Annotated in this window: 12 protein-coding genes; 9 read left to right on the top strand and 3 right to left on the bottom strand. The window is 71.0% G+C overall.

The features are described 5' to 3' along the window. Positions 1–3: 3 nt before the first annotated feature. From VET29_RS33850 to VET29_RS33875, 6 genes are read left to right on the top strand one after another with little or no spacing between them, the layout of a single operon-like run. Positions 4–957 (top strand): hypothetical protein, encoded by a 954-nt coding sequence (locus tag VET29_RS33850; protein WP_324928397.1) that lies wholly within the window; start codon positions 4–6, stop codon positions 955–957. A gap of 1 nt (position 958) precedes the next feature. After that, positions 959–2629: a hypothetical protein gene (locus VET29_RS33855; RefSeq protein WP_324928399.1), complete on the top strand. Its 1671-nt coding sequence runs from the start codon at positions 959–961 to the stop codon at positions 2627–2629. Between the two features lie 6 nt (positions 2630–2635). Beyond that, a complete protein-coding gene (locus VET29_RS33860) occupies positions 2636–3475 on the top strand; it encodes a hypothetical protein (protein WP_324928401.1) in 840 nt (279 codons plus the stop codon). Beyond that, positions 3472–4986, top strand: a complete 1515-nt coding sequence (locus tag VET29_RS33865; protein ID WP_324928403.1) for a hypothetical protein — start codon at positions 3472–3474, stop codon at positions 4984–4986. The genes VET29_RS33860 and VET29_RS33865 overlap by 4 nt, the downstream gene beginning before the upstream one ends. A 4-nt stretch (positions 4987–4990) precedes the next feature. Then, a complete protein-coding gene (locus tag VET29_RS33870) occupies positions 4991–8287 on the top strand; it encodes a hypothetical protein (RefSeq protein ID WP_324928405.1) in 3297 nt (1098 codons plus the stop codon). A 13-nt stretch (positions 8288–8300) separates the two neighbouring features. Beyond that, the gene (locus VET29_RS33875) at positions 8301–13877 is read left to right on the top strand and encodes a hypothetical protein (RefSeq protein WP_324928407.1); all 5577 of its coding nucleotides are present in this window, start codon (positions 8301–8303) and stop codon (positions 13875–13877) included. Between the two features lie 15 nt (positions 13878–13892). On the opposite strand, the gene VET29_RS33880 is transcribed toward VET29_RS33875, so the two are convergent. The 3 genes from VET29_RS33880 to VET29_RS33890 form a co-directional block, all read right to left on the bottom strand. Then, positions 13893–15680 carry a DUF4157 domain-containing protein gene (locus VET29_RS33880; RefSeq protein ID WP_324928409.1) on the bottom strand — a complete coding sequence of 596 codons (1788 nt, stop codon included), beginning with the start codon at positions 15678–15680 and terminating at the stop codon, positions 13893–13895. A 371-nt stretch (positions 15681–16051) separates the two neighbouring features. Beyond that, entirely contained in the window at positions 16052–18847 is a 2796-nt protein-coding gene (locus VET29_RS33885; RefSeq protein WP_324928411.1) for a helix-turn-helix transcriptional regulator, read from the bottom strand. A gap of 366 nt (positions 18848–19213) precedes the next feature. Continuing rightward, entirely contained in the window at positions 19214–20761 is a 1548-nt protein-coding gene (locus VET29_RS33890; RefSeq protein ID WP_324928413.1) for an FAD-dependent monooxygenase, read from the bottom strand. Positions 20762–21031: 270 nt separating this feature from the next. Between VET29_RS33890 and VET29_RS33895 the strand changes: the two genes are divergently transcribed. The 3 genes from VET29_RS33895 to VET29_RS33905 are packed head-to-tail and all read left to right on the top strand — an operon-like array spanning position 21032 to position 24044. Further along, the gene (locus VET29_RS33895) at positions 21032–22609 is read left to right on the top strand and encodes an FAD-dependent monooxygenase (protein ID WP_324928414.1); all 1578 of its coding nucleotides are present in this window, start codon (positions 21032–21034) and stop codon (positions 22607–22609) included. Next, entirely contained in the window at positions 22609–23208 is a 600-nt protein-coding gene (locus VET29_RS33900) for a hypothetical protein (RefSeq protein ID WP_324928416.1), read from the top strand. Before VET29_RS33895 ends, VET29_RS33900 begins: the two co-directional genes overlap by 1 nt. Then, a complete protein-coding gene (locus tag VET29_RS33905) occupies positions 23208–24044 on the top strand; it encodes a hypothetical protein (RefSeq protein WP_324928419.1) in 837 nt (278 codons plus the stop codon). Before VET29_RS33900 ends, VET29_RS33905 begins: the two co-directional genes overlap by 1 nt. The last annotated feature ends 16 nt before the right edge of the window (positions 24045–24060 follow it).

Genomic DNA, 24060 nt, shown 5'->3' on the forward strand with positions numbered 1-24060 from the left:
CCGATGGCGGCGATCGACAAGGGCAGCTTCAGCTTCAAGCTGCAGAACTACCCGCCGGCGAACAGGGACGCCACGGTGCGGATGACGAACACCGTCACCGGCCAGCTGATCGAGCGGAAGCCGTTCCTGGACGGCACGCTCGTGGTGCGGGACGTGGACCCGGGTGAGTGGCAGGTCGAGGTGCTCCACCCGAACGTGGTGACACCGCTGTACCAGAAGGCGATCCGGGTGATCCCGCAGAAGCTGCCGGTGTTCGTGCCGATTCCCATCGACCCGGTGGACTTCCGCGACACCCCGATCCGCGACATCCCCGACGCGGACCTTGGGCCGGTGCAGCAGTCGGTCACCTCGTTGCGCACACAGGTGGCCGCGGTGGGAGGCAAGGCGTCGGGTGAGGTCATCCGGGCCGACGACTGGAACCAGCTCGTGGCGGGCGTGACCGACCTCGCCGGCGCGGTGCTGCAGCTGGCGTCGCTGGTGAGCCCGCACGGCCACGACCACCCGGAGATCGCGGCGAAGATCGACGAGGTGCAGGGCAACGTGCGCCGGTTCGTCACCTCCTTCGGCAACAGCCTGCTGGAGCTGCGCCGGGACGTGGAGAACGAGTTCCTGCGCCGTGCCACCACGAAGATGCTCGACGTCGCGGGCACGGTCGGGCCGGCACGCGACCGGATCCTCGACCGGGTCGGGGAGCTGGAGGCCGTGCTGCAGGCGACGCCGGTCGAGTTCAGCTCCAAGCTCGCCACCACCGGTGTCGTGCTGAGCGCGGAGATCAACGAGATCGCACAGTCCAAAGGGGAGGGCGCGGCGGAGTTCCTGGCGCGGCCGGAGGTGCAGACCGTGCTCACGCTGGCGCACTCGCTGTCCGACAGCGGCGGGCTGATCTCCCCCGAGGAGGAGCTGAACACCTACCGCCGCACGGGATCCGCGCTCGGCAAGTCGAAGATCGGCGGCTGAGATGGCCACCGTCAACGAGATCGAACGGCTCAGGCAGCTCGTCGAGCGGCTGCTGCCGATCAGCAGGCGCGACGCGGGCGACGTGATCGCCGCACGCGACTGGAACACCGTCGTCGGCGCGCTGCTGGAGGTCGCCAGGGCGGTCGTGGACGGCGGCTCGACGCACGCGGTCGAGCCGCACGACCACCCCGACCAGGTGCGGATGGGGTGGCTGGAACCCCGGCTGCGCGCGCTGATCGAGCGTGGCCCGATGGACGATCCGGTGGCACTGGGCCGGATCGGCGCTGTCGAGCGCGGGATCGGCGCGGTGGACAAGCGGCTCGACGAGCTGGTGTCGAGCCTGCGGGACGTGCGCACCGCGACGACCCGGCTGGAGACCCAGGACCTGGGGCGGGACGCGACCATCACGCGGCTGGGCCGCAAGATGGACGGCCTCGGGGACGCACGCGACGACGTGACGTCCGTGCGGGAGACCCTCGATTCCCTGCGCGGTGACCTGACGTCGTTGCTCACCTTCTCCGCCGGACTGGAGGGTCTCACGCCCGCCGACCTGCTCGACCACCTCCAGGCGATCGACGAGCTGCGGGCCAGGCTGACCACCCCGACCGGGGCGCTGCTGGACGCCGCGGAGTTCGAGCGCAGGCTCGTCGAGCTGTCGACGACGCTGGTGACCGAGGAGGAGCTGTCCGAGGCGCTCGCGGGCGTGCGGACCCAGATCCCCGAAGACGTGTACGCGCAGTTGCTCGACGCGGTGCGGCGGATCGCGCTGGAGCAGACCCAGGAGATCGTCGGCCCGCTCACCGAGCAGCTCGACCAGCGGATCACCTCGCGTCTCAAGGGTGTGCAGACGGCGGCCGTGCGGGCGGCGACGGAGGAGGCGGCGCGGGTCGCGGACGGGCTGCGCGGCCCACTGCGGGACGAGGTCACCGAGGCGCTCCGGTCGGAGATCGCCACCGGGGACGACATGGTGCGGGAGGCCGTGGGCACACAGCTGGCCCAGGCGATCGCCGGCGTGCGCGGTGAGCTCGACGACCGGGTCAAGGGCGTGCGGAACGAGCTGCCCGACCTCGTGGGTAAGGAGGTCGACCAGCGGCGCCCCGACATCGTGGCCGCCGCGACCGCCGCCGTCACCCCGGCCCTGACCTCGCTGGGCACCCGGATGACCGCCGCCGAGGCGGACGCGGCGTCCCTGCGGTCGACGGTGGTGACGACGAGCACCGACCTCGCGACGTTCAAGCAGCAGACCTCGGCGAACTTCGACAAGCTGGCCAGCGACCTGCGCAAAGTGTTCACGAGGGACCTCAACGAGGCCGTCGCGGAGCTGCAGGCGAGCCAGGACGCGCTGGCGGAGCGGTTCAGCGGCGAGATGGCCGCCGAGCGGGCTCGGGTGGACAAGGAACTGGAGGCGATCCGCCGCCTGATCGGCAAGAAGGACGAGAAGGTGGCGCCGACCGAGGAGGACCCGGCACCGGACAAGCCCCGCACGAAGGAGGCGCGTTCGGTCGAGGCGGCGGAAACCAGCGCGGCCGAGGGCGACGAGAACGTGGTCGAGCCGGCACAGGAGTCGACCGAGGTCGCCGAACCAGAAGCGAAACGGGCGCCGGCGAGTGCGAAGCCCGCGCAGGGCAAGAAGCGGGCGAAACCGAAGCACCCGCCGAAGGCCAACGGCTGAGCCGCGATGCTGTCCCACTACGAGAGCAGGCTCGCCGAGGTGCTGGGTGCCCGGCTGGCGGCGCCGTTCGCCGGGCGGGTGTTCGTGTCGCCAGGGCCTTCCGGCGGTCCGGACGAGCCGACCCTGCTGGTCGGCACGGCACGTGCTGAGGTCCTCACCGCCGACTTCGGCGCGTCCCGGCCCCAGGTCGTGCCGGGGGCCGACGACCCACGCCGGGTGCTGCGCCTGCGCTGTGACGTGCTCATCGAGGTGCGCGCCTCCACGGCGGGCGGCCGGGGGGAACGCGTGTCCGCACTGGACGCCGTGCTGTACGAGCTCGATGCCCCGGACCTGCGTGACGCCTCGGCACTCGCCGCGCAGGGCGACCCGGGTTTCGTGCTGAGCCGTCAGGCGCCGGTGTCGGTGCTGACCGACCCGGGCACCGAGCCGGCGGGCGTGCTTCTCTCGGCCGAAGGCTGGTTCTGGCCACCCGACACACCGGGTGTCACGGGTGTGCCCATCTCCTCGGCCGTGGTCCAGGCCGCGGTGCTGCCCATCGCTCTCGACCCTTGGCCACTGAACCTCCGCGCAGGCGATGCCCCGGTGCCACTGCGGGTGCGGATGCGCACCGCCGCGCCGGTCGACTCGCTGGCGATCCGGCTGCGGGGCAACGCCGCCGGGCAACTGACCGGCGGAACTCCAGGACCCGATGGCGCGCGGATAGTCCCGTTGACCGGTGACACCGCCGAGTTCCAGTACGTCCCGCCGGCAGGCGCCACCACGGACCACCTGGTGATCGCGGTCGCCCGCCCGGGCCCCGCGCTTGGCACCGAACTCGCCCGCTTCGACGTGGCGGTGCGCCCATGACCAGGGATGTGCTGGAGCTGTTGTCGGCGGCCGAGTTCTCGGTGGTTCCCGGCACGGCCGTGCTCGCCTCGGGGGCCGCCCTCCTCGCGGCACCGCAGCCTCGGGACGTCGGTCCCGAGGGGGTCACCTTCCCGTTCGACCTGGGGCTGCCCGACGGGGCGGAGGCGGTGGAGCTCGATCCCGTCGTGCTCGCCGTCGAGGCCGACACCGAAGGCGGGCCAGGGATCCCGCTGGGGGAGTTGCCCACTTCCGTCACCGGGGGCGAGATCGTGGTGACCGTCCCCACCGGGCGGCGGGTTCGCGGCCTGCACCTCGCCGACCTCACCGACCCCGACGGAACGGTGTTGCGGGGCGAGAGCGACCTCGCCGGGCGGCGGCTCTCCGTCAGCGTGCCCGCCCACGGCGGCGGGTGGGCCTCACCCGTGGTGGCCGTGCCGTCGGTCGCGCCGCGCGGACAGGTGCCCGCCACCCTCACCGGTGCCAGCTTCTCCGGTGGCGTCCTGCGGCTGCCCGACCTCGCCGGGGAGCGGATCAAGGTCTCCCTCGTCGACGGGGACACCCCGGACGACTTCAGCGCGGTCGCCGTCACCGTCGGGAAGGTCACCGGCTGGGCGTCCACCATCGCCGTCGACCTGACGCTCACCGGACCCGACGGCGCCACCCTGTGGGCCCAGCCCGGCGAGTTCCTGCCCGGCCCGACGGCCACCGCCGACGTCACCGTCGGGATCGGTGCGGCCCTCGACGCGAAACGCGTCGCGGGCGAACCGCTCACCGGCACCATCACCCTCACCGCCGCCCACGCGGCGCGCGTCCGCGTCTCCCTCTCCACCGTCACGGGCGCGCTCCTGCGCCGCGTCCCCGGCATCACCACCGCCGACCTCGCGGGCGAACCCACCACCCTCACCGTGCCGCCGCTGCCCGCCACCCCGCCGACGACGGTCGTCGCCGACCTCCGCCTCACCTACGCCGGCATGCGCCTCGCCGACATCTCCGACCCGCTCCCGCCCAACGGCGCGCACATCGGCACCGTCGTCACCGACGCGCCGGTCACCCGTGCCCTCCCTCCGCTGGCGCTGCGCGGTGACCAGGTCACCCGCGTCGGCATCGTCGGCTTCTGCGACCCCGGCACGTCGCTGACCGTCACCCTCGCGGGCGCCCAGGCCGTCGTCACCCCGGCACCCGGCCACACCGCCGCCACCACGTGGGTCGACCTGGCCGCCACCGTCGAGGAAGCCGTCACCGTCACGGTGTCCGCCGGCGCGGGCCGCTTCTTCTGGATCGCCGACCCCGAACCCCTCGTGCGGATCGTGGTCGTCGACCCCGACCCCGGGGGCAGGCCCGTCATCCTCGGCGACACCACCCTCGCGACGGTGGCGGACGAGGAACTCGCCACGGTCCGCGCGGCCCTGCCACCCCACCCGTTCACCGGAACCGGCCTCGCCATCGCGAGCGCCCTGTTCTGCACCGTCGAGATCACCGACGTCGAGCTTCGTTACCGCAGGGGAGCGTGACAGCATGCCCAGCATCGTGGTTCGCCTGCAGGGACTGGACTTCGGCGACATCGAGGTCAACCTCGGCAAGGTCCGCGCCGCCATCGAGGCAGGCGAGCAGCTCGGCACCGACGGCCTCGACCCGCTCGCGCTGCTCGGTGACCTCAGCCCGGTCATCAAGGCGGTCCAGGACCTCGACATCGACGAGAACGTCCTGCGCCAGGCCGCCAAGTCGGCCATCGAGGCCCTCAGCGACCTCATCGGCCTGCCCGATCTCCCCGACCTCGACGGCGTCATCACGGGCATCGCCACCCTGGTCGACCTGATCAGCCAGATGGTCACCGTCCTGTCCACCGACGGCGCCACCGGTACCGATCTCGTCGACCGGGTGCTCACCACCGCGGGCGGCGCGTTCGGCCTCACCGACCTGGTCGACGACATCACCACCCGTGCCGCCCAGGCCCTCGGCGTGCAGGTGCCGGATCAGCTCACCGGCCCGCTGCGGGCGCTCGAACGGCTCGGCGCGGGCGGACAGCTGGACGCCGCCGCGCTCGCCGGTCTCCTCGGCGACATCGTCGTCGGCCTCGACCTCGACGTCGTGCGGGAACTCGTCACCACCGCGGGAAACGCCGTCGCCGTCGTGACCGGCGCCGGCGACACCGCCCGCATCGAGACCGCGATCGCCGCCGTGGCCGCCCGCGTCGACGCCACCTACGCCACCCTCACCGTCGGCGGCTCGCTCACGGTCGACGTGAACGCCGCCCTCTCGGAGATCCAGGAGATCGGCACCGCGCTCGACGCGCTGCACGCCGTGGAACTGCCCAGGTTCGTCGACGGCATCGCCACCGATCTCCGCACCGTCCACAACGCACTGTCCGAACTGGACATCACGGCCGCCGTGAACCGGCTCCACGACCTGCTCCCGCTGCCCGGCGAGGACATCCCGCGGATCATGGTCGACTCCCTCGGCCAGCTCGCCGACACCATCGACGAGCTCACCGGCGAGGCACTCACCGAGGCACTCGCCCAGGCCGGCACCGGCCTGCGTGACGCGATCGGCATCAACCAGTTCGGCGACCTGCTCACCGGGATCGACGAGGCCTTCGACCTCCTCGGCCGCGAGGTCGACCGGCTCCCCCTCGGCGCGCTGCGCGACATGCTCGTCGACGCGCTCGTCGCCGCACAGCAACGAATCCTCGCGTTCGACGGCTTCGACTTCCTCGACGAGATCGTCGCCCCGGTCCGCGACCTCGAGGCACAGATCCGCGGCCTGGACCTCAGCACCATCACCGACGCCGTCCAGGGCGTGGTCGACACGATCAACGAGACCTTCGCCGACTTCCCCGTCGGCGAACTGCGGGACGCCGTCGACGCCGTGCTCGGACCGCTCGGCGAGATCGTCGAGGACCTCACCCCGTTCGTCCAGGAGGTGGCCACGCAGCTGGACGCACTCGCGAAACAGCTGGAGGCCGTCGACTTCGAGGCCGCGGGCGCCGCGACCCTCGACCTCATGAGCGGCATCCGCGAGCAGGTCCGCGACGCGGTCAGCGGCGACGACGTGCCGGAGCCGGTCAAGGTCATGATCGCCGGTGCCGCCGCGGTGCTGCGCCAGCTCGACCTCGCCGCCGAGCTGACCGCCCCCTTCGACGACGCCATCGTCTCCATCGACGTCGACGCCCTGCTCGAACCGGTCGAGGAGGTCTGGCAGGTCGCGGGCGACGCACTGCGCCGCGCCACCCCGGCCGCGCTGATCGCCGAGCTCGACCCGCCGTTCCAGCGGCTCCTCGACCGCATCGACGACCTGAGCCTCCAGCCGCTCATCGGCGCGCTCGGCGGGCTGTTCGACGATCTCGTCGACAAGCTCCAGATCCTCGACCCACGCATCCTCGTCGCCCCGCTCGAGCGGGAGTTCCAAGCCCTGCTGGGAAAACTCCGCGCCGCCCTGGACCCCGCGCCGCTGTTCGCCCCGCTGCGCGAGGCGTACGCGGGGCTGCGCGGGCTGCTCGACCAGGTCGACGTCGAGGCCGTCATCAAGGGCGTCGTCACCGGCCTCCTCGGCATGCCGGACGGCCTGACACAGTCCATCGGCGACCGTCTGAAGACCGGCGGCACCGCACCCGCGATCCCCGCACCCGCCGGCCAGTTCCGGTTCGGTGACGTCCTGCGCCCGGTCGGCGCGTTCGTCGCCGAGATCCGCGACCGTCTCGGCAAGCTCGGGCGGCAGGTGCTCGGCGCCGCGCTGGCCCAGCTGGCCGGTGCCATCCGGGGTCTCCGGTCCGTCGTGGACCCCGACACCGGGTTCGCCGTCCAGCTCGCCGACGCCCTCGACGCCCGGCTGCGCCTCGTCGACCCCCACGCGGGCGCCGGACCCCTCGCCGAACTGCGGACCTCCCTCGAGTCGCTGGCCGCCGCGGTGCCCACGATCCAGGTCGACGCGGCCGCGCGGGCACAGCTGACCACCGCCACCGCGTCGGTCCAGTTCGACGCCCGCGTGCAGGTCGAGCTGTCCGCCGACCTCACCACCCAGGCCGGCCGGGTGCGGGCACGCACCGAGTCCACCGACCTGGGCCGGGCGACCCGGCTGCTGGTCCGGTCGCTCGACGCGGCGCTGCCCGCCGAGCTGCTCGGTCCCGGCCTCGACCCCGCCACCGCGCTGGACGAGTTCCTCGACGCCGTGTTCGCCCGCATCGACCCGACCTCGCTCGCCGCGGAGCTCGACGCCATCGGCGACCGCATCCAGGCCCGGTTCGTGGTACTCGCCGACGAGCTGACGAGCGGCATCTTCCGGTTGTGGAACGACGTGTTCAGCGCGTTCGACGCGTTCCGGCCCGACAAGCTCATCGGCCGGGTGCAGGCCGGGCTCGACGGCCTGTTCGACCGGCTCGACGTGCTCGACCCGGCCGTGGTGGAGAACGAGGCCAGGAACGTGGTCGCGGCGGCCGTGTCGCTGCTCGGCCTGCACTCGCCGGCCCGGCTGGCCGCCGAGCTGGGCACCGTGTTCGACGCCGCCATGGACCGGGTGCGTGAGCTCGACCCCGAGGTGCTGCTCGGTGACCTCGACCCGTTCGCGGAGCTGAAGACCCAGCTCGCGCAGCTGCGGCCGTCGGTGGTGTTCGCGCCGCTGGTCGAGCAGGCCGCCGGGTTCACCGCCGCGCTCGAGACGATCGCCGACATCGATCTCGCCTTCCTCGGCGAGGTCGTGGCGAGGATCCAGGCCACGTTCGCCACCGTGCTGGACGGGGTCGAGGCCGAGTGGAACTCGCTGCTCGACGAGCTGGGCCGGATCTCCGGTGGCGTCAGCGTCTCCGTGACCGTGGGATGAGTGGGGGAGCGGCATGACCGAGACCGTGTGGGACATCAGCGATCCGGCGCGTGGCCGACGGCGCGTGACGCTCGGCGATGGTGGGCTGCCCGAGCGGATCGACCTCGCCGACGGAACCTCGCTGCGGGTCGACCGAGACGAACAGCAACACACCATGTCGGTGACCGACGGCACCGGCACCCGGCTCGTCCACCTCCGCACGTCGGGCTGGACCGAGGCCACCAGAAGGCTGTCCGCGCACGATCCCGCCGGCGTCACCACCGCCGACGTCTCCGACACCACCGCGCGCCTCGAACGCGACGGCGCCGTCCTGCGCGTCGACTCCGATGTGGACGGACGGCCCGCGCGGGTGACACTGCCCGGCTGCGCGGCCGACCTCGTCTACCGGGCGACCGGCGCGGGCTGCTGGGCGGTCGGGCCGCTCGGCGACGAGCCCCTGCTGCGGATCGTCAGCGGCCCCACCGGGGTGTCCTACGACCTCGGCGCCGGCCTCGGCTGGACCGAGCAACACACCGCACGCGGGGTCACGACCACCGACCTCGGTGGCACGCCGATCGTCGACGTCATCACCGATCCCGCCGGCCGGATCGACGGACGCCGTTGGCACGGCGGGAAAACCTGGCGCTACGAGCGTGACGACCGTTCCCGAGTGACCGCATGGACCGACGGGACCACCCGCACCGAACGCCGCTACCGCGGCCTCGACCTCGCGGAGATCGTCGTGGCCGGCCGCCGCACGGTGGTACGCGGCGACGGTGGCCGGATCACCCGGCTGACCGGGCCCTCGGGCACCGTCACCTATGACCACGACCCGGCTGGCCGGCGCGTCCGCCGCGAGTGCCGAGGGGTCGAGACCCACTACACCTACGACCCGCTCGGCCAGCTGACTTCCGTCCACACCGGAGACTCGGTGGCACGGTACGGCTGGGACGCGCTCGGCCGTCGCGTGTGGACCGAACGAGACGGCGTGCGCTACCACGAACACCGCGACGCCACCGGCAGGCTCTGGTCGGTCACCGGCGACGGCGGCCGCCTCGTGCACGCCTTCATCTGGTGGGACGGCAGGGTTGTCGCCCGCCTCGACGCCACCGGCGCACTCGACGAGGCCTACCTGACCGACCCGGTCGGCACCCTCATGGGCGTGCTCACCGTCGGGGACGGCCGGTTCACCGAAGCGGTCCAGCCGCCCTTCGGCATGGTCACCGCGCCATGGCGGCCCACCCTGTTCGGCCACATCGGCGACGGCGCCACCCCGCTGATCTGCTTCGGCGCCCGCGACCTCGACCCGGAGACCGGCCAGTTCCTGACCCCCGACCCGTGGCACGGCGGCCTCGACGACCCCCGGCACATCGCCGGGCAGTCCACCGCGTCCCTGGCGCTCGCCGCGGAGGCACCGGTCAGCGGCATCCACCCCTACGCGCTGTCCCACGGCGACCCGCTCAGCCGCCCCGACCTCGACGGCCACTTCGCGTGGCTCAACTCCGTGCTCACCCTCTTCCTCGCCCCCACCTGGGGTTTCCCGCTGACCTCGCTGTCGGTGTTCTTGTTCGCGCCACTCAACGTCTACGGCGAGATCGCGGCGCTGATCTACGCGCTGTTCGCGTGGCGCCACCCGTGGAAACACCACTCGATCTTCAACTCCCGCATCGTGTCCGGCAGCAGCAGGCTGGGCACGGTCGCCCTGGCACTCAACGGACTCCTCCCGCGCATCGTGGGCGGGTTCGGCGGGGACCGATGCGTGACGATCGGGCACGTCGTGTGGGAGAACCGCCGCTACTTCCAGCTCCTCGACCGCCCGAGGGTGCTGGAACTGGACGACATCCGGGGCACCCCGCTGCCCGACGGCAGGCCGAGCGGTGACGCCCGCAAGTTCTCCGACGCGGTGAAGGGCTCGGTCCTCGTCGTGACCGGCACCGACAAGGACAGCCGCAAGTGGATCCACGGCAGCTGGTGGACGAGAGGGCCGGGCAACGCCGTCGGTGACCGCGCGGGCGCCCAGACCTTCGAGGACCGGGTGCCGGCCGGCACCCCGCACGCCCGGGGCACGGTGTACCTGGCACAGCCCCTGCCCGAGGCCATCGATCCCGAGGACGACAGGCTGTCCGTCGCCGAGTACCTCGTCGCGGGCGGGAAGAGCAGCACCGGCGAGCTCGTCACCAACCTGTGGTTCGCCTTCACCGTCTCCTCCGACGCCGGGCTCAGCGCGGGCGACCCGGTCCAGCTCGGCATCGACGGCATCGGGCCGGCCCAGGGCGTCGTGGCGAAGGTGCTGCCCTCCGCCGACCCTGTCATCGTGATCGACCACGAGCTGCCCGCCCGGTTCCAGACGCCCGGCAACGTCGGCAAGACCGTGAAGGTCAACAAACTCAACGCCACCCCGACCACCAGCGCGGGCTGGGCGGCCGGGGCCACCGCCAACAAGTCGGTGCGGCTGGCCGCCCCGCCGCACGCGGTCGGCAGGGACGAGGTCTACGAGTTCACGCCGGCGGGTGGCGCGCCCGGGGGACGGCCGAAGGCGTACTCGTCGATCGGCAAGGTCACGGCCACCGTCCAGTTGAGCCCGACCATCGCCGGGCTCGCCCTCGGTGGCGCCGCCATCTACCGGCTCACCACGGACGGCACCGCGCTGACCGGCAACGTGCCCGACCCGGCCGCACATGCCGACCAGCTCACCGTCGCGGGTGCCCACAACCTCGTCGTGGGTGACCTGATCACCGCGCAGCCCACCGCGGGCGGCGCCGCGCACCACGCCCGCGTCACCGCCGTGACCCCGGCCGTCGATCCCACCCCGTCCACGGTCACCGTCGAGCCGGCGTTCACGCTCGCCGCCGCCACGCCCGTCCGGATCACCCGGCTGAAGGAGACCGACCGCGTCAAGGACCTCGGCACCGGCGCCGTCCAGGCAGGGGACACCCTCGCGGTGGAGGTCCGTTCCTCGGCCGTGTTCGCCGTCGGCACGCCGGTGGTGGCCGAGATCGGCGGCGCGCGGCACGTCCGAGGGGTCGCCGCGATCACCCAGGTCGACCTGGAGACCGTGGACGAGCTCGTCGGCAACGCGCCCTACTCGCTCGTCCGCTACGACGTGGCCCCGGCGAGTGTGGACGCCAAGCTGTCCGCGCAGCGGTTCGTCAAGTGGGTCAGCGGCGACCGCCCGTCGAGCTACGGGGCCTGGCCCGCCGAGCTGATGGGCCTCGTGCCCACCGGGTACCTCACCGAACGCGCACCCCAGGGGTGGCGGTTCTTCCTCCGCGCCACCCCAGCCCCGCCCGGGCTGAACCCGAAGTACCGCGACTTCTTCGAGCCGTTCACGGTCGGCGCCCAGGAGTACTGGCTCGTCACCTCGGACCTGAAGATCGTTCAGGAGGGACCCGACTTCTACTGGGAGCCTGACCCGGACGACGACTACCCGCGCAGGCACCGGGCGGTGGTGCCGAACCCGACCGTCGTCACCGTGCGGAGCTTCGTCGCGAGTGGCGTCACGCGGCCGGACGGCGGCGGTGCGGTGCTCGCCTTCCCCGCCGAGACGCAGGTGCCCGACGACCCTCGCGTTCGGTGGAGCCTCGCCGACGCGCTCGCCGACCACGAGCTCGGGCACACCTTGCAGAACACCTACTGGGGCCCGTTCCTCGGCGCGCTGCCGCTCGGCGGGATCCTGCACACCGTCCGGGACGTCGTCGAGGCGTCCGGTGAGGACATGCCGGGCTGGCTGGACGACGGCATCGCCGACCGCAGCATCCTGGAGATCCTCAGCATCGGCAGCGTCATGCAGCTGGCGTGGCGGTACGTCATCGTCGCCCCGGCACTGGGCGCCGAGGCGGGCCGGGACTACCTGCTCTCCCGCGACTTCGACGACCTGAGCTCGGTGTTCAACCCCGTCAACCAGCAGATCATCAAGAGGGTGCCCCGGATCGACCACGACGTGCCCGCCAGCAGGGACTGGCGGCTCGTGCTCGCCAACTTCGCCGTGCACGCGCTCGACCTGCGCTCGTGGACGCCGTTCCTCGGCCTCATCCCCACCTGGCTGCCGGACGGTTCGACGAACTTCATCGAGCAGCAGGCGAGCCGATGGAGTGGTGACACGTACTCGACCATCCTCACCGCGGACGACCGGTACAACGTGCACACCAGGCTCCGCGTCACCGACGGCAGCACCAGCCTGGACGCGAACCGGACCAGCCAGGTCGGCGACGCCGTGCGCCTGATGTGCTACTTCGAGTCCCCGCTGGGCCGCAACCTGCCGCTCGACCGGTGCGACGCACCCGGCACCCGGGTCGTGCAGTTCCGCGACTGGTCCTCCTTCGCCAGGCAGTACGAGTTCCTCGAGGTCGAGCAGACGGCCACCGCCCCCGCCCTCGTGCACGACGAGCTGTACGAGCACCTGAGCGGCACGCCGACGACCGCGTTGTCGGTCGACGGCCCACCGTCCGCGCCCGCGCCGATCTCGCTGCTGCGGGTGCCCACCGGTGCCGTGCTGCGCCCCCGGCCCCGGTCCGTCGTGCCGATCCCGCCCCACGTCATGCGCGCGGCCGGGGTGTATGTGGTCAGCGCGAGCCCGGCGAAGTGGAAGGCGACGGCCTTCGACGTCAACGCGGGCGGTGGCCGCGACGACCCACGCACGCAGGAGGTCGAGATCACGACCGAGTCGGTGGTGAAGCTCGGTGCGGAGGACGTGGCGTGGAGTGAGCCGGTGGCGACCGGCAGCGTGCCTGCCGTGGGCACCAGCACCCTGGTGGAGCGGTTCATCACGGAAACCCAGCCGCTGACGGTGAAGGACCGCGACACCACGAACTGGGAGGCGTCCGGGGGTGCCGGCGTGACTCTCACGCCGAACGCGCCCGGCAGAGGGTGGACCCTCACCGTGTCCGCGCCGCCGGCGACCCCCCTGCCGCACGAGGCCCGGGTGCGGATCTGGGCGAAGGTCGGCCGCACCGACCCGGAGATCTTCGACCTGCACCACGACGAGGTCCCGACACTCGCCGGCCGTCGCTCCTACCTGGAGAACGACCTGTGGATCCCGGTGCGGGACTTCCTGTTGCGCATCAAGGATTTGCCCGCGTTGCCGACCGTACAGTTCACGGCAGCCGGCCAGGGCGACCTCGACCTGCCGATCGCCCTCCCCGGCCCGGCGAGCATCGTCCCGGGGGCGCCCGGCGTCCTGGCGTACTCGCGTGTGCAGGCCGTGCCGCCCCGAGGCGAGCGCTGGCGGTTCACGCTCGCGGGCCGCAAAGCCGTGCCGGAGCCCAGGGACATCCCGGTGACCGTGCGGTTCGGTGGCGGGGCCGGCGTGCCCCGGGCGTTCACCGTCCGCGTCACGCCGAACTTCACGCTGGACAAACCGCCCGCCACAGCCGCCTACGAGGTCACGCCGACGGCGTCACTGACGCTGACCATCACCGGCGGCGTCGCCCCGTACAGGCTGGAGACCACCCCGCCATCGGCGACCACCGCGAAAGCGACGTTGTCCGGCAACACGATCACGCTGACGGTGAGCGCGTCGACGGCGCCCACCCCACCCCCGGTGAACTTCGACCTGGTGGTCAAGGACAACACGGACAAGCTGGCGATACGAACGATCACGATCAAGCGATAGTGCTGCGAGAAGGTGTCAGAACGGCAGCGGCTCCACCTGCCCTTCGTTGACGACTACCGACCAGGGCAGCATCGCCTGAGGGCGGAGGAAGTCCTTGAGAAGCATGCTGACCAGCTCGGCTCCGTTCATGTTCTTCATGGTGGTTGCCAGGCCACCCTGGCCTTCCTGTTTGTCGATTCGCGAGATCTCGATGAGACAGCGTGCGACAAGGCCAGGAATGATGTGCGGGCCAGCAAGGACATTCCCGCTCAGGTGTTCTTTGTAGGTTTTTATCAGGTCGGCGTCTTTGGCTCTCTTTGCCTCGCCTTCCGATCCGTCCTTCGATGCGGAGACCGTCATGTAGTCCATGGCGCCTCCTCCCTCATAGTTGCCTTCGAACCGCCGAACCTGGATGTCGTAGTCTCTTCTTTTCCTGAGTTCGGGTCTGAGTTTCTTGTCTTCCTCTCGTCTCAGGAGAATAGTCTTGATGTAGCGGACGATATCCTTCATCTGTTTGTCGTCGAAGCTGCTCCACTGCTTTTCCCACTCGGCCTCGCTGAGGTCTTCCGGAATGCCTTTCAGTATCTCCGCGAGAAACGTCGGGATCCCATCCGACAGATAGGGATCACCCAGGTCCATCCTGGCCATCCTGAGTCTGTCCTCGACCGACGTGCCGTTCTTGTACGAGTAGAGGTCGCCTGCCTTGTTGGCGCGTATCGCGGGAAAATCCTGGTCCTTGAAGTCGGTGAGCATGATCCAGCCGCTGGCGATCAGGTCGTCGAGCGGTAGTTCGATACGCGCCGGTCTCCTGCCTGGTTCCTTGGAGAACCTGGTGTCGCGGGCTTGCTGGTCTTTCGGCTCGATGAAGAAGAAAACGAACCCGTGGTTGGCCAGGTCCTCGGTGTCGCCTTCGGAGTTGTTGCGGACCTGGGTGTCTCCGTCCGCGCTGAACTTTCCCGTGGATTTCAGCTCGCCATCGTCTTTTTCCAACACCTCTTTCGCTTGGGTCAAGGTGGTGTAATGGCGTAGAACGCAGCCTTCGAGTGCTGTTCTGACCTCTCTGCCCACCCTGTCCTGCCACGCGGTGTCGGCTCCGGACTCCTCGTTGCCGGATCTGATCTCCTCGTTCAGGTTCGTGACGTTCCGCGTCGACAGATCGGCGATGAGGTCTCGGCCCCCCAGGGTGAACTCCTTCCAGAACGTTCCTTCTTTCAGCAGGGCGAATGCCTCGGCTGCGCGCCCTTCCTGGTCGGTAGCCCAGTTGGTGAGATCCGCGGGCGGCGCCGTTTGCATGCGCTGGACGGGGTGTGTTTCGTCGGTGATTCGCGCTGACGGGGCACCCTCGTGCGGGTGGACATCGGATGGTGGCGCCGGTACCGGCCGGTTCATCACGGTGCGGGCGTTGGTTTCGGCTTCGCGTTCGAAGGGGTCCGTGGGGTCGCTGACGCGTAGGCCGGCTCCGTTGTCGGTGCCGGCGACGGGTCCCTGACGTTGCTGGATGACGTGGGTGAGTTCATGGGCGAGGGTGTGTTTGTCGCCGCCGTGTTCTCCGATGACGACATGGTTGCCCGAGGTGTAGGCGGTGGCTCCGAGTTCGTCCGCGGACTGTCGCGCGGCGTGGTCGTCGTGGAGTCGGACATCAGAGAGGTCCGCGCCAAGACGTGATTCCATCTCGGACCGGGTGGCGTCGGTCATCGGGCGCCCGGGCTGGCGCAGAATGTCGTGGGTGGTGGAGCGCTGCACGTCAGGGCCTGCAGTGTCGTGGCTCGAGGTGGTGTCCTGGCCACGGTCCTGGGCGCCGGGATGGCCGATCAGTCGCAGCATCTTGACAACCGCCGCATTGCCTGCGGTCGACTGTAGCCCCAAGAGCCCTTGAGGCTTGACGCTCGCGGGAACATCGGGGCGCGGTCGGGGTACCGGGTCGTGCTTGGCCGTGGAGTCGATCTTCCTCGCGGAGGTCACTGGTCTCCCATGCTTTTCTGAGACAGCAGATGACCCATGTCAGGTGCGGAACTGTCGAAGGGCCAGGGACACACGGGCACAGCACCGGGCAGTCCAGTCCTTGCTGGCACCGCCTTCTCCGGCGGCTTCCTGGCCCGGACAGCATCCGTTCCCAGGCACTCGTTGCCTGGCAGTTCGGCGGTGATGGCGAGCGGGTGAAGCTGACGCGACAGGGCTGGCGGTACCCGTGGTCGTCATTCGGTTGGTACGTCGGAGTTCGTGTCGTCCTCGGCGGGCAGTGCCGACAGCTTCACCGGTAGCTCCGTGCGTCTGCGGACGTCGAGCTTGCGGTAGGCGTGTGTCAGGTGCTGTTCGACGGTGCTGACCGTGACGAACAGCTTGCGTGCGATCTCACGGTTGGTGTGTCCGCTGGCCGCGAGCGACGCTACCCTGCGTTCCGCGTAGCTCAGCGTCTCCCCGTCGCCGTTCTCGGTGTCCTCCTCTTGCTGCGGTGGCGCGGTCGTGTCCTCGAGCCAGTCGGCGGAGAGGCCGGGCCGCAACGACTCCGCGCGGCACTTCTTGGCGATCTGCCACGCCCTGCGCACCAGCATCCGCGCCCGGTCGGACTCGCCGAGGGCGTGGTGCGCGGCACCGAGGTCGGTCAGGGTCCTGGCCAGCTCGAAGTGGTCGCCGCTCTGGCGCAGCTCGTCCGCGGACTTCCTGAGCAGCTGCGGCCGGTGCTTGAGCTCACGCGCGGCCGCGAGCACCCGCAACGAGATGCCGTGCGTGCGCCCGGTCCTGGTGCCGGGTCTGCTCAGCTGCTTCTCGGCGAGCTGCCTGGCCCGCTGGTCGTGACCCAGTCGCAGATGGATTCTCGCGGCCTCGCTGCGCCACGGCACCAGGGCCGGCAGGTCCATGTTCCACGCCACCATCAGCTCACCGCACATCGTGATGTCGGTGAGTGCCGCCTGCGGCCGGTCGGTCGAGAGGTAGTGGAACGCGCGGGCGTGCAGGTAGGACAGCCCCCACCTGGTCTGGAACAGCGTGGCGGGCACCGGGCGTTCGAGAAGCGTCGCGGCCTCGTCGTAGCGGCCCATGGCCGTGACCGCGTAGAGGAGCGTCGAAAGCGGGTTGCCGATCGCCACACCCCAGCTGCGTTCGGACATCGAGGTGAGCGCCGACCGGGCAAGCCGCTCGGCGGCGGGCAGATCACCGCGCCGCACGGCGATGTCGGCGGCGATCGCGTCCAGCGTCGCCTGCCAGGTCGGCGCCTGCCGCCTGGCGACGGCCGAGGTGAGCGTCTCGCACCAGGGCACCGCCTTGTCCATCCGGTCGGCGTAGACCAGCGTCAGCAGCGCCATCCGCACCGCCTCCAGCGTGGAGTGGTCCAGCCGGCAGGTCTCGAGCACCTGTTCGGCGAGGGTGACCATGTCGTGCTGCGGGCCGTCGCGCAGGACAGTGGAGAACGCGACGGCGGCGCGCATCCGGATGTCGTCCCCCACCCCCGCGGGGGGCCGGCTCGGCTGGCTCGGAAAGGCGGACAACAGGGGAGGGTAGGACGTGCCGACCCACAGCCGGAACGCGTCGAGGTTCGAGACCGAGTTGTCGTCGACCTCGTCCGCGAGGTCGACCATCTGGGTCAGCGCGGAGTACGCCTCGTCGAGCCTGCCGTGCCACAACAGGTAACTGATGGACGCGATCGCGTCGTCTGCGTGCAGGTGGCCAGCACGCATCGCGCCCGTCAGGTGCGTCAGCTGCCGGTCGACCGTCGCGGGGTTCACCCGCCACGCCACGTGTGCCAGCGTGGCCGCGATCCTCGTCCGCTCCTGCTCGTCATGGCAGAAGCGGCGGGCCAGCTCGAGGAACTGGCTCACCAGCTCGACATCGTCATGGGCGAGTGCCTGGTCGGCGGCCCGGCACAGCACCGAGACCGCCCATGGCGCGCTCGCGTCGTCCGCCGCGACCAGGTGACCGGCCACCGACGTCAGTGGTGCGCCCTCGTCGAGCAGCAGTTCGGCGGCTTGCCGGTGCAGCGCGGGCCGGACCTCCACCTGCACCTCGGCCAGGACCGCCTCCCGTGCCACCGGGTGCGGCAACCGGCAGTCACGCACCAGGCCGGAGGCCGCGAGCGTGTCGATCATCCGCCTGGCCTGCTCGGGCCGCACACCGAGCATGGCGGCCACCAACGCGGGGGTCGCCTCCTCGTCGAGGACGGCGAGCGCGCAGGCGGCCTTCAGCACCTCCGGCTCATGCCGGTGCACGCACGCCGACACCGCGTCCCGGTAGGCATCCCCGACCGGGGGATGGGTGGACTGCTGGATCGGCAGTTGCCGGCCGGCGGCCCGCAGGTCGTCGATGAGTGCGTTGAGCAGTGTCCGGTTGCCGCCGGACAGCTCGTGACAGGACGTGGTGAGCCGGTCGGCCGTCGCCTCGTCGAACTCCGCGGCCAGCAGATCGGCCACACCTTCCGGCGACAGCAGACCCAGCTGGATGCGATGGAAGGTGGCCTGGCTGGCAAGCTCGGCCCGGAACCACCCTGGCGTGAGCGTCGGGGTGTTCCGGTCCCCGAGCACGACGAGGGTGGGCATCGACCACCCCCGGCGGATCACGAACAGCAGCCACCGCAGCGACAGCTCGTCGACGTACTGCAGGTCGTCGACCGCGATCACCAGCGGCCTGCCGCGTGCCAGCTCGACCAGTGTCGACGCGAGGGCCATGAACAGGCGCACTTCGCGCGCCCCGGCCGGTCGGCCGGATTCCACCGGTTCGTGCAGCAACGACTCGATCCGGTCGTCCGGTGGGGCGTCGGCGGGTGTCGCGGTGAGGATGAGCTGTGTCACCAGGCCCAGCGGGACCTCCTGTTCGGCACGTGATCCGGTGGCACGCAGCAGGAGCCCACCGGAAGCGGCGACGTCGTTCGCGAACGTGTTGAGCAGCCTGGTCTTCCCGGAACCGACGGCCCCGGTGAGCATCGCGACCGCGCCTCGCCCTTCCACGCAGCCGTCGAGCAGGCTCCGCAGCCGGCCAAGCTCCTCATTTCGTTCGACCAATGGCATTGCTCCCCCGAAGCAGCTGAAACTGTCCATCTGGTATGCGCCGATGTCAATCAGCACCTTGATCGTTCGCTTATCCCTAGTTACTCGTTTTCTGCGATCGGGTCAAGTGGGTGCCTTCTTCACGGAAGGCGTCGCTGACGCTCCACAAAGGATCGACGAGGGTCACCTTTGTCCGAAGTGACCGCTTCACGTTTTCGTTGTCCAGGTCGAATGCGCGAAATGTGAGAAACTGTCAATCGCGGACCGACAATTGACGGGCGGCGGCGATCGCCGAAATCGTCGTAAGACATTCGTGAAGCGAATGTCTTACTCGAATCCGACGGTCGGTTCTCGCCGTGCCCACGCTCGTCGACCGGGGCGCTAGGGGGTCGGCAGGGGTTGCGCGGGCAGCGGCGCCGCGGTGAACCAGGTGCCGACCGCGGCGTGCAGCGACGGCAGCGGATCGCCCTCTGCCGGCGCGACCCAGCACACGTGCCCGTCCGGGCGGACCAGTACCGCGGTCGTCTCGCAGCCGGGCAGGTCGGCGACGGTGACCATGTCGAACCCGGCGGTGGCCGCCGCGTCGTCGAACCCGGGCGCGGCCTCGGTGACCAGCAGCAGCCCCCGGCCGCCGCGCAGCAGTCCGTGGACCTGGCGGCCGCCGTCGGGGGTGTCCACGTCCAGATCGGGCATGCGGGTGCCGAGCAGGTCGTGCCCGTCGCCCGTCGTCGGGTAGCGGATGTCCAGGCCGGAGACCATGCCGGCCAGGTAGTGGTTGACCTCCTCCATCGCCAGCAGCCGGCTGAAGATGGCCCGCAGCCCGTCGAACTGTTCCGCCGGGTTGGTGAGCACGGCCTGGGCGCGGGTGTTCTCCACGACCCGCGCACCGATCGGGTGACGCTCGGCGTGGTAGGTGTCCAGCAGGCCGGCGGGGCCCGTGCCGTTGACCGTCGCGGCGAGCTTCCAGCCGAGGTTGAAGGCGTCCTGCACGCCCAGGTTCAGGCCCTGGCCCGCGGCGGGCAGGTGCACGTGGGCGGCGTCGCCTGCCAGGAGGACGCGGCCGACCCGGTACTGCTCGGCCTGGTAGGCGGAGTCGGTGAAGCGGGACAGCCACCGCACCTCGTCGATCTCCACCTCGTCGCCGTACCGCAGGCGGACCGAGGCGCGGACCTCGTCCTCGGTCACCGCGGCGTCCTGGTCGGCGTCGGCCTGCCCGTAGATGCCCCAGACCACGCGGTACAGCCCGTTCTGAAGCGGCACCAGCGGCCAGGTCATGCCGTTCTGCTGCGCGGTGTCCGACCCCAGCAGGTCGCGGATGGACTTCGGTCGCGTGGTCAACGCGTCCGGCGTGCGGCGCAGCGTGACGTCGGCGACGACGCCGGCGAAGTCGGTCTTCGTGCCGGGAAACGGTACGCCGAGCCGCTTGCGCACCGTGCTGCGGCCGCCGTCGCAGCCGACGAGGTAGCCGGCGTGGATGCGACGTTCCCCCTCCGGGGTGGCGACGGTGGCCGTCACGCCGTCGGCATTCTGCGTCACGTCCACGACGTCGTGTGCGCGCCGCACGAGTATGTCGTAGCGGTCCGCGAGCGCCTCCTCGAGAATGCCCTCCACCCGATCCTGCGGAATGATCACTCCGTACGGGTGTCGGCTACCCCAGCCCAGGTAGTTCATGAGCGTTGGCAACCCCGCGAAGTGTGCGTCGGTCACCTGGGTGAGTGACCGTTCGATCACGGTAGGCAACAGGTCCCTCTGCGCCAGGATCTCCACCGTCCTCGGCTGGAGACCGAGGGCCTTGGAGTGCTCGTTGGGCGTCGGCGACCGGTCCAACACCGCTGGCCGGATGCCCGCCAGGGCCAGTTCATGGGCGAGCATGAGGCCGGTCGGCCCGCTGCCGACCACCAGGACGGGGACGGATTCGACGTCTGTCATCTTGTCTCCTCGCCGTTTCGCGATGCATTCCGGAGGCTGTCGTCGGGTTCATGTTTCATCGAACCCTCCCGCAGTGGCAAGAATCAATTCCCGCACATTCGCTTTAATGTCCCGGACTGGGGCGATAAGGGCGGCCTAGGGGTTGTCGTGATATCACGGCGGTATTTAGCTTCCAATCAGTAGAATTCGTCGAAACCGCGATCCGCATATCTCGTTCGGTTCGGTCGGACGTCCGCACGGGGACCACACGCGTTCTGACAAAGGGGAACAATGGCTGCCGAGGCGACCGAGGTCACCGTGGTGGGGGCCGGTCCGGCCGGGCTCATGCTCGCCACCGAACTGGCCCTGGCCGGTGTCGCGCCAACCGTGCTGGAGTCACTGCCCGGCCGCGGCGCCGAGTCGCGAGCGCTGAACCTGCATCCCCGCACCGCCGAGGTGCTGGACTCCCGGGGGCTGCTCGACGAGCTGCGCGAGTACGAGATCGTGCTCGGCACCCCGGCGCACAGCTTCTTCGGGGCGCTGCCCGTGCCGCTGGACTGCGCCCCGTGGCGCACCCGCTTCCCCCACCAGACAGGGGTCGTCCAGACACGGGTCGAGGACCGGCTCGAACGAAGGTTGGTCGAGCTGGGCGGCTCGGTCCGCCGCGAGCACGTCGTGACCGGGGTGCGCCAGGACGACGAGCACGTGACCGCCGACGTGCTCACCCCGGACGGCGAGAGCTCGGTCCGCACGAGATACCTGGTCGCCTGCGACGGCGGCCGCAGCACCGTGCGCAGGTCCCTCGGCCTGGCGTTCCCCGGCAGCGACGGGCGCCAGCTGTTCGTGGCCGCGGACCTGCGCCTCGGCAGGCCGCCGGAGACGTGGTACGACGACCTCGACGCGGGCCGCCGCCGTTTCCTGCGCCTGCTGCCGGGCAACAGCCTTGCCGGCGTGGCCCCGGTGCCGGGCGGCCGGTTGATGTTCTCACTGCGGGGCCTGGAGGCCGGTGTGCACCGGCTCAGCTTCTCCGGGCCAGCACTGCGCGACACAGACCGCGCGGCGCCGGTCACCGAGGCGGAGATCCGGACCGCGATCGAGGACGCGTGCGGGATCGACGTCGAGCTGAAGGAGGTGCTCTGGGCCTCCCGGTTCACCGACGCGTGCCGCCAGGTCGAGCAGTACCGGGTCGGCCGCGTCCTCCTGGCGGGCGACGCCGCGCACATCATCGTCCCGCTCGGCGGCCAGGGCATGAACCTCGGCCTGCTGGACGCGTTCAACCTCGGCTGGAAGCTAGCGGCGGTCGTCAAGGGCACGGCGCCCGCCGGGCTCCTCGACACCTACCACGACGAACGCCATCCGGTCGCCGCCGACCTGCTGCGGGAGGCGCGCGCGCAGTTCCTGTTGATGGACGACGGCCTCGACGTCGCCGCCCTGCGCGAGGTCGTGGCGGGACTGCTGCGCGTGCCGGAGACCAACCGGCACCTCGCCGGGATCGTGTCCGGCCTCGGCACCCGCCATCCCGTGTCCGACCAGGACGACGGCGTCACCGGGTACCGGATGCCCGACCTGGACCTCGTGGGCCCCGCCGGGCCCACGCGGGTGCACGAACTGCTGTGCGCCGGTCACGGCGTACTGCTCGACCTCGGCGACGACCCGGCCGTCACCGAGGTGGTGCGCCCCTGGCCGGGGAGGGTGACCGGGATCGCGGCGGTCCCGACGGAACCCTTTGCCGCACAACGGGTGCTCATCAGGCCGGACGGCCACGTCTGCTGGGCCGGCGACGCGGCGGACGAGGCGGGGCAACTCGCCGCGCTGCACCGCTGGTTCGGCCAGGCGGAACCCGCGAAGGAAACCACTAGGAGAGGCTGATGTCCGCAACGCTCACGAACGAGGTCCCCGCTCCCACCTACCGGACGTACAAGGGTTTCAAGGTCAACGACGAGATCGTCGCGGACTTCGTCGGCGTGCCGTCGGTGATCACCCCCGGCGAGACCTTCGAGTTCACCGTCTTCTACACCAACCGCGGCCGGTACACCTACGCCGACACCGCGCTGAACCTGGTCGTCTGGTTCTCCGACTCCGAGGCGCTGCGCCGCGAGGACTTCAAGCTGACCTACAAGGTCAGCAGGGCGGGCTGGCAGGAGCAGGACCCCAAGGACTGCTGGGATCCGCAGTTCCCCGCCGAGGGCGGCGTGCACATCGCCTCCACCCTGCGCGGACCCGACGGCGACATCCTGAGCAAGCCGGACGGCACGGTGCCCCTGCCGGAGGCAGAGTCGGTCACCATGCACGTGCGGATGGCGTTCCGGAAGGGCATCTCCTCGGACCACGCCGGCCTGTTCGCGCTCCCGGGCCTCATGGAACAGGCCGGCGACAAGTCCGTCATCCCCGGCGTGTTCGGCACCTCGTTCGGCCGGTTGCAGCAGGCCAGCTTCCGGCTGGGCGACCCGACCCCCTCGCTGTACTGATGGCGGAACAGGTCTGGCGTCCGCTCAACTCGTCCGCGCGGGACGGGATCGTGTTGGCCGTGGACTACCCGTTCACCGGCAGACCGGAAGCGGGGTTCGGCGAACTGGTGGCCACGCTGGCCCCCGACCACGAGGTCTGGGAGAGCGTGCCACCGACCGGCGGCGCGGAGACGGGCATGACCGGCGGGGACTACGTGCGGTGGTGGCTTTCCGGACTGGACAGCCGCCCGGTGCACGCCGTCCTCGGGTTCTGCGCGGGCAGCGTGTACGCGGCGGCGATCGCGGACCGCCTCGCCGCCACCGGCACCCGTCCCGAGGTCGTGCTGTTCGACCCGGAGGCGCCGAGCCGGATCACCGTGTACTGGCAGTTCCACAAGGTGCTCGACGGGCTCTCGGTGGCGCTGGAGCCGGACGAGGTGGCCGAACACCAGCAGCGGGGCCGCGAGCTGGCGGAACGCACCGAGGACCTGGCGGTGCTGCGTGACGCTCTGCTGGCGGTGTTCCTGGAGGCGGGGGCGACCGCGTTCGCCCGTGCCGGCCTCGACGAGGTCCGCCGGGACGAGTTCGCCGCGACGGTCAGCGCGTTCATGACCTACCTGGTGGCGGCGGCGGGCCTCGACCCGGCCGAGGCCTGGCGGCAGGCGACCGCGATCAGCTCGCGGACCACGACCAACGGGCTCAACCTCGTCGACCCGGCCGCACGCGAGGGCATGGTCGCCGAGGACATCCGGTTCGACGTCGAGCACGCGGACCTGCTGCGCGACCCCGGGGTCGCGCGGGCCGTGGCCGGCCTGCTGGCTCGCCGTGGCGCCGGCAGCTCGACGGCCCGGCCGTAGCGACGCGGAGGGGAGA

Origin of the sequence: Actinophytocola sp., from assembly GCF_035634895.1 — a bacterium.
In the GTDB taxonomy this organism is placed as follows: Bacteria; Actinomycetota; Actinomycetes; order Mycobacteriales; family Pseudonocardiaceae; genus Actinophytocola.